Annotated in this window: 12 protein-coding genes; 7 read left to right on the forward strand and 5 right to left on the reverse strand. The window is 68.2% G+C overall.

The annotated features are described in order from the left end of the window. Nucleotides 1-38: 38 nt before the first annotated feature. Genes MEBOL_RS43950 through MEBOL_RS17835 form a run of 3 tightly spaced genes read right to left on the reverse strand, consistent with a single transcriptional unit; the run spans nucleotide 39 to nucleotide 2,948 of the window. The gene (locus tag MEBOL_RS43950; protein WP_095978567.1) at nucleotides 39-818 is read right to left on the reverse strand and encodes an immunity 52 family protein; all 780 of its coding nucleotides are present in this window, start codon (nucleotides 816-818) and stop codon (nucleotides 39-41) included. Further along, a complete protein-coding gene (locus MEBOL_RS17830; RefSeq protein ID WP_095978568.1) occupies nucleotides 778-2,175 on the reverse strand; it encodes a Tox-REase-5 domain-containing protein in 1,398 nt (465 codons plus the stop codon). The genes MEBOL_RS43950 and MEBOL_RS17830 overlap by 41 nt, the downstream gene beginning before the upstream one ends. An 8-nt stretch (nucleotides 2,176-2,183) precedes the next feature. Further along, the gene (locus tag MEBOL_RS17835) at nucleotides 2,184-2,948 is read right to left on the reverse strand and encodes a hypothetical protein (RefSeq protein ID WP_095978569.1); all 765 of its coding nucleotides are present in this window, start codon (nucleotides 2,946-2,948) and stop codon (nucleotides 2,184-2,186) included. Between the two features lie 370 nt (nucleotides 2,949-3,318). On the opposite strand from MEBOL_RS17835, the gene MEBOL_RS17840 reads away from it, so the two are divergent. Together MEBOL_RS17840 and MEBOL_RS17845 are read left to right on the forward strand one after the other, a co-directional pair. Then, complete coding sequence (locus MEBOL_RS17840; RefSeq protein ID WP_095978570.1) at nucleotides 3,319-4,689, forward strand: sensor histidine kinase; 1,371 nt, start codon at nucleotides 3,319-3,321, stop codon at nucleotides 4,687-4,689. A 64-nt stretch (nucleotides 4,690-4,753) separates the two neighbouring features. Beyond that, on the forward strand, nucleotides 4,754-5,599 hold the full coding sequence (locus MEBOL_RS17845; RefSeq protein WP_095978571.1) for an SDR family NAD(P)-dependent oxidoreductase: 846 nt from the start codon (nucleotides 4,754-4,756) through the stop codon (nucleotides 5,597-5,599). A 16-nt stretch (nucleotides 5,600-5,615) separates the two neighbouring features. Here MEBOL_RS17845 and MEBOL_RS17850 read toward each other — a convergent pair whose 3' ends face one another. Further along, complete coding sequence (locus MEBOL_RS17850) at nucleotides 5,616-6,311, reverse strand: DNA methyltransferase (RefSeq protein WP_095978572.1); 696 nt, start codon at nucleotides 6,309-6,311, stop codon at nucleotides 5,616-5,618. Nucleotides 6,312-6,446: 135 nt separating this feature from the next. Between MEBOL_RS17850 and MEBOL_RS17855 the strand changes: the two genes are divergently transcribed. Together MEBOL_RS17855 and MEBOL_RS17860 are read left to right on the forward strand one after the other, a co-directional pair. Beyond that, the gene (locus MEBOL_RS17855; RefSeq protein ID WP_095978573.1) at nucleotides 6,447-7,796 is read left to right on the forward strand and encodes a hypothetical protein; all 1,350 of its coding nucleotides are present in this window, start codon (nucleotides 6,447-6,449) and stop codon (nucleotides 7,794-7,796) included. After that, nucleotides 7,756-10,182 (forward strand): tetratricopeptide repeat protein, encoded by a 2,427-nt coding sequence (locus MEBOL_RS17860; protein WP_095978574.1) that lies wholly within the window; start codon nucleotides 7,756-7,758, stop codon nucleotides 10,180-10,182. The genes MEBOL_RS17855 and MEBOL_RS17860 overlap by 41 nt, the downstream gene beginning before the upstream one ends. Before the next feature lie 12 nt (nucleotides 10,183-10,194). Here MEBOL_RS17860 and MEBOL_RS17865 read toward each other — a convergent pair whose 3' ends face one another. Then, complete coding sequence (locus tag MEBOL_RS17865; RefSeq protein ID WP_095982845.1) at nucleotides 10,195-10,956, reverse strand: SDR family oxidoreductase; 762 nt, start codon at nucleotides 10,954-10,956, stop codon at nucleotides 10,195-10,197. 93 nt (nucleotides 10,957-11,049) lie between these two features. Here MEBOL_RS17865 and MEBOL_RS17870 point away from each other — a divergent pair, with 93 nt between their 5' ends. From MEBOL_RS17870 to mprF, 3 genes are all read left to right on the forward strand, one after another. Continuing rightward, the gene (locus MEBOL_RS17870) at nucleotides 11,050-12,363 is read left to right on the forward strand and encodes a DUF4032 domain-containing protein (protein ID WP_095978575.1); all 1,314 of its coding nucleotides are present in this window, start codon (nucleotides 11,050-11,052) and stop codon (nucleotides 12,361-12,363) included. Nucleotides 12,364-12,397: 34 nt separating this feature from the next. Then, the gene (locus tag MEBOL_RS17875; protein ID WP_095978576.1) at nucleotides 12,398-13,039 is read left to right on the forward strand and encodes a LysE family translocator; all 642 of its coding nucleotides are present in this window, start codon (nucleotides 12,398-12,400) and stop codon (nucleotides 13,037-13,039) included. Nucleotides 13,040-13,107: 68 nt separating this feature from the next. Continuing rightward, nucleotides 13,108-15,657 carry a bifunctional lysylphosphatidylglycerol flippase/synthetase MprF gene (gene mprF, locus MEBOL_RS17880; RefSeq protein ID WP_095978577.1) on the forward strand — a complete coding sequence of 850 codons (2,550 nt, stop codon included), beginning with the start codon at nucleotides 13,108-13,110 and terminating at the stop codon, nucleotides 15,655-15,657. The last annotated feature ends 3 nt before the right edge of the window (nucleotides 15,658-15,660 follow it).

The following is a 15,660-nucleotide window of genomic DNA, read 5'->3' on the forward strand; positions in this document are numbered from 1 at the left end:
GCGAGCGTGCGAGTCTTTTCGAACCCGGCCAGGGGGTGTCAGGAAGACTCCGGGTGGAGGGGAGAGAGAAGTCCCGCGTGGGTCAGACGCTCGGAGACCTCGCGGGCGAGTGCCACGTGGGTGGGATTGGCGGCGGTGAAGCGCTCGGAGGTGAGGATGACGAGGGTGCCGAGGGCATCCACGGGCTCGAGTTGGACGGACGGTGGCAGGGCGGGCAGGACCCCACGGCGGTGGGCGAAATAGGTGAGCCAGCCCGCGAAGGTGCCCACCTCGGTGGACTCCGTCACCAGGTCGAGGTGCTCATGGGCGGTGGCGATGCCCCACTCGGGCTCGAAGGCCAGGACCATGGCGCGCAGGATGCTGGAGAGGGCGGGGGCGCGCAGCAGACGCTCCGCCGTGGGGCCCTCACGCGGGAGATTCAACAGACAGGAGTTGGTCACCCAGGGAGATGCTTCGCCACACAGGAGGGAGAGGCCTGTTTCTCCCTCGGGGTGCGCTCCATTCCAAAGACTCAAGGAGAAGCCTTCACCACGCATTCGTCCCTCTCGCTCCTCTTGCTGAAGGAACTCCCGTTGGAGGGCCGACGCATGGGGCTCGAGCCGCTTCTCCGTCGCTTCCTCGAGAGTCCGGCCCTTGATGTACCAATTCGACAGGTTCCGGTCGCAACCCGCCAGCGATTGAAAGAGGTGCTCGGTGCGTTGGGCGCAGCGCTCGGCGGTTTCCCTCCGTGCCAGCCAATACACTCCCAGATAGTGAGCCTCGTTTGTCTGGGCGTGATCAGTGAGGGCTTGGGGGAGGGATGATCTTGATTCTGCCATGGCCTCTTTCCTTGAGGAGTCTGCTCATCAGGTTCGCTACGCTTCGTTCGGCGAAGTGCCAATGGATGGGGAGACCCCCGGACGCGCGCAGTTGTCGTTGTGCCTGTCCGATCATCCCATTGAGTCCATCGAACCACTCCTTGCCATGCATTTTACGGAGGAGTTCCTGGTAGCCGGGGCCCTTGGTTTCCAGGAGGACACCGTCGCGGAATCCATCGAAGTCGACGAAGTCCCTGGGGCCCGGGCCGGTGCGCACCCGGTACACCCAGCCCTCGGGAGCGCCCGTCACCTGGGACTGGTAGCGCCGGGCCTCATCGGACATGGCCTCGGGCTTCTGAATCCACTGACCTGGCCCTCCGGAGGGCGGAGTCCAGGAGGAGTTGCCCGAGAGAGGCGATCCCTGGGCCATGAAGACGAGGGAGGCGGAAGCGGCCCCTGCGCCCAGCGTCGAGATGCGGGCTCCCGAGGGCACGGCCACCACGCGTGTCACCAATTCGCCCCGGGCGGAGAGGGAGAGCACGGGTAGGCGCGCGGCCCCGGCCATGCGGGCGCCTTGAGAGGCGAGGCCTGCCTCGAGTGTCAACAGGTGGGCCGCCAACCGGGATGCCTCGCGAATCTGGGTCTCCAGGTTCATGGCGCCGTAGCGAGCGAAGTACTCGGGAGAGGAGGCGATGAGGCCCGCGAGAGCCGAGGGCAACTGGCGCAGGCCGTCCAACGAGCGCACGGGATGGGTGAGGAACTCGGCAAGGGCGCGTGCCATCTGCTCCACGGCGTCCTGGGCTCCGAGGAGAGCGGCCGTGGCGGGGTCGCGAGCCAGGGGCACTTCCCCGAGCGGCAGGCCCTGGGGTCGCAAGGACTCATCCACCGCGAAGAAGACGCCGGCCTCGTCGAAGTAAAAGGCACCCACGCGCAGAAGTTGGACGTGGAGTTGGCCCTCTCTCTGGACGGGGCGCCCCAGGGGCGCCAGGGGGGCCCCGGTGAGCGCGACGCAGGCGTAGCCATCTGGACGCACCACGACGAGACGACGGAAGCGCTCGGCCTGGGTGCGCAGCGTGGCGTAGGGCAGGGATTGCCCCGAGGCGAGGGCATCGCGCAGCAGGCGGGCCAGGACGGTGCGGGGAGCGAAGGAGCGCGCGGTGGGCGTGCTGTCCAGCAGGCCGAGCCAGAGCGCCTGGGCTCGGTCCGGGGTGAGGGGCATTCCCTGGGACAGGTGGGCGTGCCCGGGCAGGCCCGCGTGCTCCAGCAGGTGCTGGACATCATCCGCTGGCGCGGCCCGGGCCTCCATCGTTGCCACGAGCACGAGCACGAGCGCCAGTCGTGCGGCGGCACGCTGGAAATGCCCTTCGCGGCGGAACACGCCTCGTCTCAGGGCGCGGGGGTCATGAGCGCCGAGGGCGCGCTGCTCGCGGGCACCAGGTGCGAGTAGCGCGCCGTGATGCGCAGGTGCTTCTTGTAGAAGAGGAAGCCGCCCTCGGCCTCCACGCGCAGCGTGTCGAGCACCTGGCCCATGCCCGGCTGGGTGCGGAAGTCCATGCGCACGTCCACGCGGTGGGCGCGATCCGGAAGGATGGACGGGCTGTAGTTCAGGCGCAGCAACTGGCCCGTCGTGGGGTCCACGAGCGCTTCTCCCTTGTGGATGGAGGGCGCCTTCGCGTCCCGCGGCTCGAAGCGCAGCCGCAATCGTTGGGGATCCTTCGGATCCGGCCCCGCGATCGAGAAGCGGTGGTGGGACAGCGACGCCGACGCGAAGGGCAGGTTGATGGAGTTGAACTCCGCGCGGCCCTCGCCCCGGCGCTGGCGCTCCTCCAGATCCTTGCGCAGGGCCTCGGTGGCGTCCTCTCCGTCCTTGCTCGCCTGGAGGATCTCCCGGCGCTGCTGGCCGTCCTTCACCCGGAAGCGATCCACCCGCTCCTGGGTGTGCTTCACCCGGCCGTCCCCATCCAGTTCCTCCACGCGCAGGGTGACGGTCAGCTCCTCCACCTTGCCCGCGAGCAGCTCCTCCATGCCCCACGTCGTCTCGCCCAGGCGCCGCGCCAGCTCGTCGGCGGTCAAAGAATGGATGGCACCGTCCTGGGCCCGCAGGGGCAGGGACGTGAGCAGGAGACTCACCAGGGTGAGCATGCGGGTCATGGAGCGCTCCTGGAGTAAGCCGGGGTGCGGCGCGCGGGGGGAGAGAGGATGCCCCATGCGGTGGTGTGGCGGAAGGGCGTAAACCAGGAAAGCCGCTCGGCCCGTTGTGTGCCAACCAACTCAAGCAAACGAGGACTTTCCTGCTACTCGCCCCCCTGGCCGCTCCTGGCGCGCCCCTCCCGGGCGCCCTGAGTTCAATGAAATGGAAAAATCACTATAGGAGTGTAATTCGGGGCGAGTTCCGGCGTGGTTTTCTGCTAGGTTGAGCGCACCCGCATGTCGAGCACCACCGGGCACGCGGCGCTAAGAGAGGGGCGCCACGAGGTTGCCAGGTCCGAGGCAAGCGGGCGGGAGTTCGGACGGAGGCGGCATGCGCGCACCAGGGCTAGAGGAAGCGCCCGAGCTACATCTGAAACGCATCAACGGGCGGGTGAAGGGCTTCATCTTCGCGCTGGTCACTCTCGACGTCCTGGTGATGATGGGCGCCTACTGGGGCCACTGGAAGACCTTCGGTATCGTCCTGGCCCTCGGCCTGACCGCGACGGGGGTGAACCTGCTGCTCACGCGCGACTTCTTCGCCGAGTTCTCCGAGGCGGCGAGTTCCCGGGAGACCCTGCGCGTGGGCCTCAACCTGGTGATCACCGCCGGCTATGGCCACTTCACCGGGTGGATCTTCCCCGTCTGGTTCTTCCTGCCCCTCAATAGCCTGTGGGTGCGCCATGCGCTCCATCCGCGGCATCGGGCCTACATGTACGTGATGTTCGTGGCCATCACGCTCTTCGCGCTGTTCGAGGGCAGCCCGCCCACGGTGTCCATCACCATGCTGCTCCTGTCCGTGCTCATCACCGGCACCTCGGGCGCCTACCTGGAGCTGACGGCGCACACGGTGGGAGGTCTGTCGCGGCGGCAGGAGGAACTCGCCCATTCGCTCACGGAGTTGGACCTGACGCACCGCCGGGCGCGCGAGCAGGAGCGGCTGAGCAGCCTGGGCATGCTCGCGGCGGGCATCGCGCACGAAATCAACAACCCGATGAGCTACGTGAAGAGCAACCTGCACGCGCTCCAGCATGAGCTGCGCGGCCAGGCGGAGCTCCCCCCGGGGTTGCGCGAGTACGCGGTCGAGGTGTTGCCGGAGACGCTCGAGGGGGTGCAGCGCGTGTGCTCCATCGTGGCGGATCTGCGCCGCTTCGCGAAGGGAGACCCCGAGGCCCTCATCCCGTATGACTTGAACGAGGAGGTGCAGACGGCCCTGCGCATCACCCGTGGACGCCTGCAGGCGCACTGCGACGTGGAGGTGTCGCTCGAGCCGCTCCAGCCGATGCTCGGCCACCCCCGGCAGATCTCCCAGGTGGTGGTCAACCTGCTGCTCAACGCCGCCCAGGCGATGAAGCGCCGGGGCCAGGTGTTCGTCTCCACGCGGCCGGATGGCGAGGACGACGTGGTGCTGACGGTGCGCGACACCGGGGAGGGCATGGGCCCGGACGTGCTCGCGCATCTCTTCCAGCCCTTCTTCACCACCCGGCCCGAGGGTGAGGGCACGGGGCTGGGGCTCGCGGTGGTGCACGGCATCATCACCTCCCATGGAGGCCGTGTGCGTGTGGAGAGCACCGTGGGCGAGGGCAGCACCTTCGTCGTCCGTCTGCCCCGGGTGCCGCCGTTCACGTTCACGCGGCAGGAGCCGGAATCCCCGGCCGAGAACTCCGAGACGTCCGGGCGCGTGTCGCAGGCGCGGGCTCACTGACGCGGCCTCCAGTAGTCTCTGGCCCACGCGGGGCTGGGGCCCCGTCCTGCCAGGAGTTCACGAGATGGGTCTTCCCGAGCGTCCTCGCGCCGTCATCACCGGGGCGGGCAGTGGTCTGGGCCGTGCGCTGTGTCTGGAGTTGGGGCGCCGTGAAGGGCGGATGGTGGTATCGGACGTGAACGAGGCGGAGGCGCGCGAGACGGTGCGCCGCGTGGGCCTGGCCGGGGGCGAGGCCCACGCGGTGGTCTGCGACGTGACGAAGCCCGAGCAGGTGGAGTTCCTGGCGCGAGAGACCGAGCGCCTCCTGGGCGGGGTGGACCTGGTGGTGAACAACGCTGGAATCGCGGCGGCGGGCGAGGTGGGCCAGCTGCCCCTGGCGCAGTGGAAGCGGGTGCTGGACGTGAACCTGTGGGGCGTCATCCACGGCTGCCACAGCTTCGTGCCGCTCCTGCGCCGGCAGGGCTCGGGCCACGTGTTGAACATCGCCTCGGCGGCGGGACTGATGTCGGCGCCGTACATGGGACCCTACAGCGCCTCCAAGGCGGCGGTGGTGTCGCTGTCCGAGACGCTGCTGGCGGAACTCAAGCCCCAGGGCATCGGCGTGTCGGTGGTGTGTCCGATGTTCTTCCGCACCAACATCGCCTCCACGACCTCGTGGTCCAGCGACGACGAGCACTCCGTGCGCCTGCGCGACATGGCGGCCCGGATGGTGAATGACGCGCGCGTGGGGCCCGAGGAGATCGCCCGGGCTTGCCTCCAGGGCGTGGAGCGCGGTGACTTCTACGTGGTGCCCATGGCGATGGGCCGGTGGGTCTGGCGGCTCAAGCGGCTGTCGCCCGAGGCGTTCGCCCAGGGCGGACGCCTCATCACGAAGTTCCTCCGCTCGCGATCGAGCCGCGTCCGGCGGTGAGGCTCGGGGGCGAGGCTCAGGGCGCTTCGTCACCCAGGGGCATGCGCAGGGCGCGGGCCTTGCGGGCCCGCTTGTTGCTGAGTTCCACGCCCACCGCGTCCAGCCCCAGGTCATTGGCCACGGCGAGCACCGTGCCGTGGCCGCAGAAGGGGTCCACGATGGTGCGCGTGGGGGTGTTGGCCAGCACGTAGCGACAGGCGGCGAGACAGGCCTGGACGCCCATGCCGCGCGTCCACGTCACCTCGCCCGCCTGGGGGAGCACATCGGCCGAGGAGCGCGCGAGGTCGGCGCGGATGCCGCGCGAGAAGCACAGGAGGTGCGAATACGCGGGCCGCCCGAAGGTGACCTGGCCCGCGGGCGCGCGGCACACCACCTTGTGCCAGAGCAGGGCGTGCCCCTGCTGTTCCGCCGCCTTCTGCACGAGGTAGCCCTTGTCCACCCACGTGCCGTCCTTCTTGATGTCGGTCTGGTAGAAGACGGTGACGCCGTCGTCCGGGCAGCGCGAGAGCACGAGCCCGGCGGTGCGCACGAACCAGTCCTTCCACTCGGCGAGGGTGAAGGAGGGGAACTCGGACAGGTCCGGCATGGAGGTGATGAGCGAGCAGCCGGTGAGCACGCCCTGGCCCGCGAGCCACTCGAGCGCGTCCGCGCAGTGCACCGTCCGCTTGCCCGGGGAGGGGGCGTCCGCCGCTCGTGGGTTGTCCGTGGTCATGTCGGCGGCGGATGTACCACGCTGATTCGGAGTCGCGTCACCCGGAGAATCGGGGTAGGCAGCGGACACTTGGCCCACGGATCCGGCGGTGCAAGGGCCCCGGCGTTACATTGTTGCGGTAGACGAGGCACCCTCATGTCCCTGACGCGCGAGACGCAGGCGCAGCTGAAGACGTTCTTCCAGAGTCTCCAGGACCGGCCCTTGGAGCCCGATGACGCCTTCTATGTCGCCATCCAGCAGCAGATTCACCCCGACGCGGATCCCATTATCGAGATGCACACCAGCATTCGCTGGAGTGAGTCGTCGAGCGTCCATCTGCTTTCGGGTCAGCGCGGCAGTGGCAAGAGCACGGAACTGAGGCGGCTGCGCAAGTTGCTGCTGCCGGACGAGTGCGATGTCGTCCTGCTCGACATGCGCGACTACATGAACATGACGCGGCCGGTGGAGATCACCGATTTCCTCGTGTCCGTCATGGCGGCGCTGACGGACGCATTGGAGAATGTCGATAAGGACTTCTTGAGGGACCTGTTCAAGACGCGGATCCTCGATTTCCTCTCCACGCGCATGAAAATCGACGCTCCGAAGGCGGAACTGTCGCTGGGGCCGTTGAAACTAGGCTTGGGCGCTTCACTTAGGGAGGACCCGAGCTTCAAGGGGCGGCTCCAGGAATCTCTCCGGGGTCACGTGGCGCAGGTCGTGAAGCAAGCGCACGATTTCGCCGTGGAGGTCGTGGCGGAACTTCGCAAGAAGACAGGACGGGAGGATCGGAAACTGGTGCTGCTGGTGGACTCGGTCGAGCAGCTTCGTGCCGAGGCTGCTGATGAGGCGAGCGCGATGTACAAGAGCGTGGAGGAACTCTTCTCGGGCCACGCGGCTGCCTTGAACATCCCGCATGTCCATATGGTCTATACCATTCCGCCCTACCTTGTCCCCTTGGCACCGAGTGTGGGGCGGGTGTTGGGCGGGGGTTCCATCTTCACCTTGACCAGTCTCAAGGTGCGGGGCCGGGATGGACAGGAGACGTCCGAGGGCTTGGCCCTCATGGAAAGGATCATGCAGCAGCGCCACTCCGCTTGGCGGACCGTCTTCACTCAGACGCAACTTCATCGCATGGCGCTGAGCACGGGCGGAGATCTGCGCGACTTCTTCCGTCTAGCCCGGAACTGCCTCGTCAAGGCCGCTTCGAACACGAAGAGTTCCCTGCCCTTGGCCGATACGGTCTTGAGTGATTCCGAGAACCATTTGCGGCGGGAGATGTTGCCTTTGGCCGAGGCGGACAAGAAGTGGCTTCGTCGCATCCAGAAGACCAAGAAACCAGGACTGGAGGAGATCGATCACCTGCCCCAACTGGCGCGCTTCCTGGATACGCATTTGGTTCTCAATTACCGCAACGGCGAGGACTGGTATGACGTCCACCCCTTGCTGTGGGATGAGTTGAAGAGTGATGCCCGTGATGACTCCGCCCGTGCTGACGGCCAAGGGTGAAGAGGAGTGGTTGGCGCTCCGCTACCACATCGAGTGGTCCAAGGGGTTCGTCCTCCTATTCCTGTTCGCTCCCGATTCGGCCATCGAGGCGCTGCTCCGTGAGCGTCTGGAGCGGATCTGCCTGCTGCGCACCGCGCCCCTGGAGAAGGTGTCTCCGCGGAATGCCGACACCCTGATTCCGGACGTTCTGGAGCCCATCCGTCAGCCGTCCTCCCTCCTGGCCGAGGCGCATTCTCCTTTATGGATGGATTTGTCTTCTGGACGCGGGCCCGAGTGGACCCGGGCCGTGGACAACTTGTTGGCACGTATCAACGAGCATCGGGAGTGGCTGCGCCGCCTCGAGCGCCCCGTCGTGCTCGTCCTGCCCTCGGCGCACAGGACCCGTGCTCGTGAGATCGCCCCCGACTTGTGGTCGATCCGTGGCTACAGCCTGGACATGAGTGAGCCTGGGCTCGTGTCGATGGCGGATGCTGATCGACAGTCTCGCGGGGAGCGGTTTGATGAAACCCCCGAGTCCGGAAGCGAATCGCGGGTGCTCGACTCCGCGGATGAGGCTCGGCTCAAGGAGTGGGAAAGGCTTGAGCGGACGGAGTCCGTGGCGCCCGCCGTCATCCAGGCGGGATGGAGGGCCGCGGATATCGCACTGGACTCGGGACGGCTCGAACTGGCGGAGCACATCGCCGGGGAGTTGTTACGCCGTGTCGGACGCAGGGACGGCCAGGACCCGGAGACGTCACGTCTGCGCCTCGCGTGTCTGGACATTCAAGGTCGCGTGGCCTGGACCCGGAACCGAGTGGTGGAGGCCGAGGCGGCCTTTCGCGAATCGATAATACTCGCGAAGGACATGCGAACACGCGAGGGCTCCACGCCGGCGGTGGTGCAAAGCCTGAGCGTGGCCTTGAACAACCTGGGAGCCCTGGCCGAGCGACAGGAACGGTGGGGAGAGGCGGAGGTGGCCTATCGGGAAGGACTGGAGGTGATCCAGGAGTTGAGAACGCGTGCAGGGGACTCGCCGGAGGTCCTGCATGACCTGTGTGTGGCCCTGAACAACCTCGGAGATGTCGCGCTGAAGCAGGGACGCCCGGGGGAGGCGGAGGCCGCGTACCAGGAAGCCCTGGCGAGCGCCAGGGGGTCACGGAAACTCGTGGGAGATGCCCCGGAAGTGTTGCTCGACCTGCGCATGACGCTGGACAACCTTGGGCAGGTGGCATGGCGGCAGGAGCGGTTCGCGGATGCCGAGGAGGCGTACGGGGAAAGCATCGAGGTGGCGAGGGAACTGCGGACGCTCGTGGGGCATACGCAGGAGGTGGTGCGCGGTCTGCTCCAGAGCCTGCTCCGCCTGGGGCAACTGACCCTGGCGAGGGGAGGGCTTGATGAGGCGGATTCCGCCTATCAGGAGAGTCTGGTGTTGGCGAGGGAGCAGCGGAGACGTCTGGGTGACACCCCCCAGGTCCTACGCGATCTCAGCGTGGTGCTCGATAGCACCGGGATGATGGCGGAGTCGAAGGGCTGGATAGAGGAAGCGGAAAAGATGTTCCGTGAGAGCCTGGAGCTGACTCGGGAGCTGCGGAGGCTTTCGGGTGACACGCCCAAGGTGATGCGTGACCTGACCGTTGCCTTGGACAACGTGGGCCGGATCGCCCAGGTGCAGGGGCGGCTCGAAGACGCGGAGTCGGCCTACCGGGAGAGCTTGAATATCCGAAGTGCACGGCCAAACCACTCGGAACCCACTCAGGAGTCAGTGCGTGAGTTGAGCATCGCCCTGGACAACGTGGGTCGGGTAGCGCTGGCGCGCCATCGCTTGGATGTCGCGGAGGAGGCCTTCAAGCGCAGTCTGGCATTGACCCGAGAGCAGCGAGCGCGCCTGGGCGACCTGCCGGATATCATGCGCGATCTGGGCATTGTCCTGGACAATGTGGGAGACGTGGCGCGGGCTCGAGAACGGTTGGACGAGGCGATGTCCCTGTACCAGGAGAGTCTGGCCATCCGGAGGGCCCGGCGGAGCCGGCTGGGCGAGACTCCAGAGGTGATCCGAGATGTGTGCATCTCCTTGGGTCGTCTGGGCGACATAGCCCAGGCGCGGGGCCAGTGTGCGGAGGCGGAGACGGCTTACGGGGAATGCCTGACGTTGGAGCGCGCCTTGCGGGAGCGCCTGGGAGACACCCCGGAGCTGACACGGGATCTCAGCATCTCCTTGAAATCCTTGGGGGATGTGTTGCTCGCTCAAGGGAAGGGCGAGGAGGCATTGACCCGGTATGACGAAGCGAAGCGTTTGCGCCAACGCCTGGCGCTCGCGCTTCCCAACCTCGTGGAGCACCAGAACGCGGTGGATATCCTCGACGATATGATTGAGAAAACGCGCCAGATGCTGGCGCGTCAATCCTGACAGGAATCCCGCTCAGCGCCGCTTGACGTTGAAGGGGCCGAAGCCCTGGTCCGCGGGCATGACCTCCACGACGTTGATGTTCACGTGGGCGGGCCGTGTCACGCACCACGTCACCACATCGGCGATGTCTCCTGGCGTGAGGGGCTGCATGCCCTCGTACACCTTGCCCGCGCGCTGGGCGTCGCCCCTGAAGCGCACCACCGAGAACTCCGTCTCCACCATGCCGGGCTGGATGTCCGTCACCCGCACGCGTGTGCCCACCAGGTCCGCCTTCAGGTTCTGCGAGAACTGGTGCACGAACGCCTTGGTCGCCCCGTACACGTTGCCGCCCGGATAGGGGTACGTGGCCGCCACCGAGCCCAGGTTCACCACGTGGCCCCGGTTGCGCTTCACCATGCCGGGCAAGAGCGTCCGCGTCACGTACACGAGCCCCTTGCAGTTGGTGTCGATCATCGCATCCCAGTCGTCGAGCGCTCCCTCCTGCGCCGGCTCGAGCCCCAGGGCCACTCCCGCGTTGTTGACGAGCACGTCCACCTCGCCAAAGCCCTCGGGCAGGCCGGCGAGCGAGCGCTCCACCTCCTCGCGGGAGCGAACGTCCAGGACCAGACAATGCGAGGGCGTCGAGAGGCGGGACGCGAGCGCGTGGAGGCGATCCTCGCGCCGACCCACCAGAATGAGCCGCGCGCCCTGCTGGGAGAGCGAGAGGGCGCAGGCCTCGCCGATACCCGAAGTGGCCCCGGTGACCAGGGCCGTCCATCCTTGAGTGTTTTGCATGCGCGCGAATCCTACCGACGCGCCGGGGGAGTGCACGTGTCTCACGACCATCGGAGCCTGATTCCAGCGAGCGGTCCCGGTAGACTCATCACCATGAACCCAGCCCGCGCCCTCAACGCGATCCACCTCCGTCAGGGTCATCCGGACTTCCTGGATCTCCCCTGGCAACTGCCGCTGGAGAACTGGACCCGGGCGGTCTGCCCCCGGCTGGTGGAAGTCCCCCGAGGCCTTTCCCGGCACACGGTCGTCTTCGTGAGCTACGGGGCGGAGATCTACGCGCTCAAGGAGCTGCCCATCCCCATCGGCCAGCGCGAGTACGACGTGTTGCGCGGGCTGGAGGACAGGCGATTGCCCTCGGTGACGCCAGTGGGGCACGCGCGGGTGCGGGCGCCGGATCAACCGGGCGGGGAGGTGGCCATCCTCTTCACCCAGTTCCTCAGCTCGTCGCTGCCCTACCGCGTGCTCTTCATGAACAAGGGCATGGAGCGCTACCGCGAGCGGCTGTTGGACGCCATGGCGAGCCTGCTCGTGCGGCTGCACCTGGGGGGCTTCTATTGGGGTGACTGCTCCCTGTCCAACGTGCTCTTCCGCCGGGACGCGGGCGAGCTGCAGGCGTACGCGGTGGACGCGGAGACGTCCGAGTTGCACGCGAAGCTGTCCGACGGCCAGCGCGAGCTGGACCTGATGATCATGGAGGAGAACGTCACCGGGGGCCTCGCGGACCTGGCGGCGATGGCGGAGGTGGAGCTGCCCCAGGCGCTCGACGTGTACGAGACGGCCCCGAGCATCCGCCAGCGCTACGAGCGGCTGTGGACGGAGATCAACAAGGAGATCTCCATCTCGCCGCGGGAGAGCTACCGCATCCACGAGCGCATCCGGGCGCTCAACGAGCTGGGCTTCTCCGTGGGCGAGGTGGACCTGGTGGCGAGCGGCGATGGCAGCCAGCTGCGCATGCGCACCATCGTGACGGACCGCGAGTACCACCGCCACCAGCTGCACAACCTCACGGGCGTGGTGGCCGAGGAGCGGCAGGCGGCGATGCTGCTCAACGAGGTGCGTGAGCTGAAGGCCACGCTCACGCGCGAGCTCAACCGCAGCGTGCCCTTGAGCGTGGCGGCGTTCCGCTGGTTGGACGAGCGCTTCCGGCCCACGCTCAACCGCATCTCCAAGGACCTGGGCCCGGCGGCGGACGAGGCCGAGCTGTACTGCCAGGTGCTCGAGCACAAGTGGTTCCTGTCGGAGCGGGCCAAGAAGGACGTGGGCCTGGAGGCGGCCATGAAGGCGTACGTGAAGCTGCGCCGGGAGCAGCCCATGCCCGCGCTCCTGCGCTCGGAGAACGCGCCGCTGGTGGGGGTGGACGGCGCCACGAGGCCGTCCGGCTCCGTGAAGAGCGTGCCCTCCGCGTAGCCGGGACAGCCGGGACACGGGCCGAGGGGCGTGGATGAACCTGCTGCTCACCGCGCTCATCGCCTTCGCGTTTGGCTTCATCGGCTCCATGCCGTTGACGGGGCCGGTGGCGGTGATGGTGTTCTCCGAGAGTCTGCTCAAGCGCTACGACGTGGCCCTGCGCGTGGGGTTGGGCGCCGCGTTGGCCGAGTCCTTCTACGCGGCCATGGCCTTCTGGGGCTTCACCCACTTCTTCGCCGAGCACCCCCTGGTGCTTCCCGTGTCCAAGGCCCTGAGCGCGATCCTGCTCATGGTGCTCGGGGTGTACTTCGCCCGGTGGTCACCCGAGGTGGAGGACGTGAAGCCTTCCGGCGACGGCGAGGGCATGAAGGGCTTCCTGGTGGGCTTCTCCGTGTCCGCCTTCAACCCCACCCTGCTGGCCACGTGGAGCGCCGCCGTCGCCTTCCTCTACGCGCGGCAGTTCGTGACCTTCACGCCCCTGGGCGCGCTGCCCTTCGGCGCCGCGGCGGGCCTGGGCGTGGGGTGCTGGGAGGCCTCGATGGTGGGGCTGTTGCGCCGCTTCGAGCACCGGTTTCCCCGCCGCGCGATGACGTGGGTGGTGCGGGGCATGGGTGTGTTGCTGCTCGCGGGCGCTGTCCTCTCCGGGATGGATTTCGTCCAGACCTTCCGAAGGTGAGCAGATAGACCCCGGCCTCCAGGGCTCCGTGCGTTCCGCCGCTCGAGGGCCGTTGTTATGGGAGCGGGATGAGGCCTTCACGCGTGCTCGCCGCGCTGTTGCCCCTGGTGCTGCTGGGGCTCGCCGCCTGGGTGCTCCACCGGGAACTGCGTGACTTCCACTGGCATGACGTGACCGCCAGCCTGGAGGCGCTGCCCGCCTCCCGGCTCGCGCTGGCCGTGCTCGTCACGGCGGCCAACTACGCGCTCATGTCCCTCTATGACGTCCTGGCGCTCGCCTACGTCGGCAAGTCGCTGCCCTATCCCCGCGTGGCGATGACGTCCTTCATCGCCTATGCCTTTGGCAACAACACGGGTGTGGCCATGCTCAGCAGCGCCTCGGTGCGCTACCGCCTCTATTCCTCCTGGGGCTTGAGCGGGGTGGACGTCACCCGCGTGGCCGTCTTCTGCGGCGTCACCTTGTGGCTGGGGCTGGGGCTGACCGGGGGCATCACCCTGCTCGTCTCGCCCGTCCAGGTGCCGGGCCTCGCCACGCTGCCCCTGGGAGGGCGGCTCGTGGGCGCCGTCTTCCTGCTCGTGGCGCTCGGCTATGTCGCCCTGTGCTTCGGGTGGCGCCGTCCGCTCACCGTGCGCGGCCATGCGGTGGCGCTGCCCGCGCCGCGCCTCGCGGTGGCGCAACTGCTCGTGTCGGGCACGGACTGGCTCCTCGCGGCGGCGGTGCTCTTCCTGCTCATGCCCGGGGGCACGGGCCTGTCCCTGTTTGGCTTCATCGGGTTGTACATGCTCGGCCAGGTGGCGGGGCTCATCAGCCAGGTGCCCGGCGGGCTGGGCGTCTTCGAGTCCATCCTCCTCGCTTCCCTCTCGCCCCGCGTGCCCGCTCCCGCGGTGCTCGGCACGCTCGTGGCGTGGCGCGCCGTCTACTACCTGGCGCCCTTCACTCTCGCGGCGGGGGTGATGGCGGTGAACGAGCTGCTTCGCCGGCGCGAGCAGGTGTCGCGGCTGGTGAAGGGCGCGCGCGCCTCGTTCGGTCCGGTGGTGCCGCTCGTGGCCGCCCTGGGCGCGATGCTCTCGGGCGCGGTGCTGCTCTTCTCCGGCGCGACGCCCACGGTGGCGGAGCGGCTGCTCGTGCTGCGCCGGTGGCTGCCCCTGCCGCTGCTGGAGCTGTCCCACCTGCTGGGCAGCCTCGCGGGGGTGTCGCTCCTGCTGCTCGCCCGGAGCCTGCAACGGCGGCTGGACGCGGCGTATGTGCTGGCGCTCGGGCTGCTCGCGGGTGGGGGACTGTTGTCGCTCGCCAAGGGCATCGACTTCGAGGAGGCCTCGCTGCTCTTCGCGCTGGCGCTCGCCCTGGCGCCCTTCCGGTCCCAGTTCTACCGGCGCACGTCGCTCTTCGCCGAGCGCTTCAGCGCCCCCTGGCTCGTGGCCATTGGCGCGGTGGTGGTGGCCTCGGTGTGGCTGGGTTTCTTCTCCTACCGGCATGTGGACTACAGCGGGGACCTGTGGTGGCACTTCACCTTCGAGGGTGACGCGCCCCGCTTCCTGCGCGCCTCGGTGGGCGTGGTGGGCGTGGTGTTCCTGTATGGCATCGCGCGGCTGCTCGCTCCCGCCCCGCCTCGGAGCGAGCCGCCCTCGGAGGATGCGCTGGCGCGGGCCCGGCCGCTCGTGGCGCGCTCCCCCGAGTCCTCGAGCCACCTGGCCCTGGTGGGCGACAAGACGCTGCTCTTCAACGAGGAGGGCACGGCCTTCCTCATGTACGGCGTGGCCGGGCGCGCGTGGGTGGCCATGGGGGACCCCGTGGGCGGCACGCCCGAGGAGGGCACGGAGCTGGCGTGGCGTTTCCGGGAGCTGGTGGACGCGCACCACGGTTGGACGTGCTTCTACCAGGTGAGTCCCGGCGCGCTGCCGCGCTACCTGGACCTGGGGCTGTCCCTGCTCAAGCTGGGCGAGGAGGCCACGGTGCCGCTCGCGGACTTCCGGTTGGACGGGCCCGAGCGCCGGACGCTGCGCCACGCGCACCACAAGCTGGAGAAGGAAGGCGTCACCTTCGAGGTGGTGCCGCGCGAGGGCGTGGAGCCGCTGCTGCCCCAGCTCCGCGCCCTCTCGGACGCGTGGCTCGCGGAGAAGAACACGCGGGAGAAGGGCTTCTCGCTCGGCTACTTCTCGGAGCGCTATCTGCGCGAGGGGCCCGTGGCGGTGGTGCGCCAGGGGGGCGAGCTCCTGGGCTTCGCGAACCTCTGGGCGCCCGAGCTGAAGGTGGAGCTGTCGGTGGACCTGATGCGCTACCGGCCGGGAGCGCCCCGAGGGGTGATGGATCACCTCTTCGTGTCGCTCATGTTGTGGGGCCGGGAGCGGGGCTACGAGCGCTTCAACCTGGGCATGGCGCCCTTCTCCGGCTTCGAGTCCCACGCCCTCGCGCCGTTGTGGCAGCGCGCGGGCGCGTTCCTCTTCGCTCACGGCGAGCACTTCTACAACTTCCAGGGGCTGCGGCAGTTCAAGGAGAAGTTCCACCCGGTGTGGACGCCGCGCTACCTGGCGACACCCGGGGGACTCGCGTTTCCGAGAGTGCTCGCGGACATTGGCTCCCTCGTCTCCCGAGGCCTCACCGGCCTGGTGGCGCGATGAATG

Origin of the sequence: Melittangium boletus DSM 14713 (genome assembly GCF_002305855.1) — a bacterium.
Classification (GTDB): domain Bacteria; phylum Myxococcota; class Myxococcia; order Myxococcales; family Myxococcaceae; genus Cystobacter; species Cystobacter boletus.

Excerpts from the sequence above, each read along its gene's own strand:
- MEBOL_RS17845 (WP_095978571.1), top strand. The coding sequence starts at position 4,754 with ATGGGTCTTCCCGAGCGTCCTCGCGCCGTCATCACCGGGGCGGGCAGT.
- MEBOL_RS17860 (WP_095978574.1), top strand. The coding sequence starts at position 7,756 with ATGCCCGTGATGACTCCGCCCGTGCTGACGGCCAAGGGTGAAGAGGAG.
- MEBOL_RS17875 (WP_095978576.1), top strand. The coding sequence starts at position 12,398 with ATGAACCTGCTGCTCACCGCGCTCATCGCCTTCGCGTTTGGCTTCATC.
- mprF (WP_095978577.1), top strand. The coding sequence starts at position 13,108 with ATGAGGCCTTCACGCGTGCTCGCCGCGCTGTTGCCCCTGGTGCTGCTG.
- MEBOL_RS17855 (WP_095978573.1), top strand. The coding sequence starts at position 6,447 with ATGTCCCTGACGCGCGAGACGCAGGCGCAGCTGAAGACGTTCTTCCAG.
- MEBOL_RS17850 (WP_095978572.1), bottom strand. The coding sequence starts at position 6,311 with ATGACCACGGACAACCCACGAGCGGCGGACGCCCCCTCCCCGGGCAAG.
- MEBOL_RS17840 (WP_095978570.1), top strand. The coding sequence starts at position 3,319 with ATGCGCGCACCAGGGCTAGAGGAAGCGCCCGAGCTACATCTGAAACGC.
- MEBOL_RS17870 (WP_095978575.1), top strand. The coding sequence starts at position 11,050 with ATGAACCCAGCCCGCGCCCTCAACGCGATCCACCTCCGTCAGGGTCAT.
- MEBOL_RS17835 (WP_095978569.1), bottom strand. The coding sequence starts at position 2,948 with ATGACCCGCATGCTCACCCTGGTGAGTCTCCTGCTCACGTCCCTGCCC.
- MEBOL_RS43950 (WP_095978567.1), bottom strand. The coding sequence starts at position 818 with ATGGCAGAATCAAGATCATCCCTCCCCCAAGCCCTCACTGATCACGCC.
- MEBOL_RS17865 (WP_095982845.1), bottom strand. The coding sequence starts at position 10,956 with ATGCAAAACACTCAAGGATGGACGGCCCTGGTCACCGGGGCCACTTCG.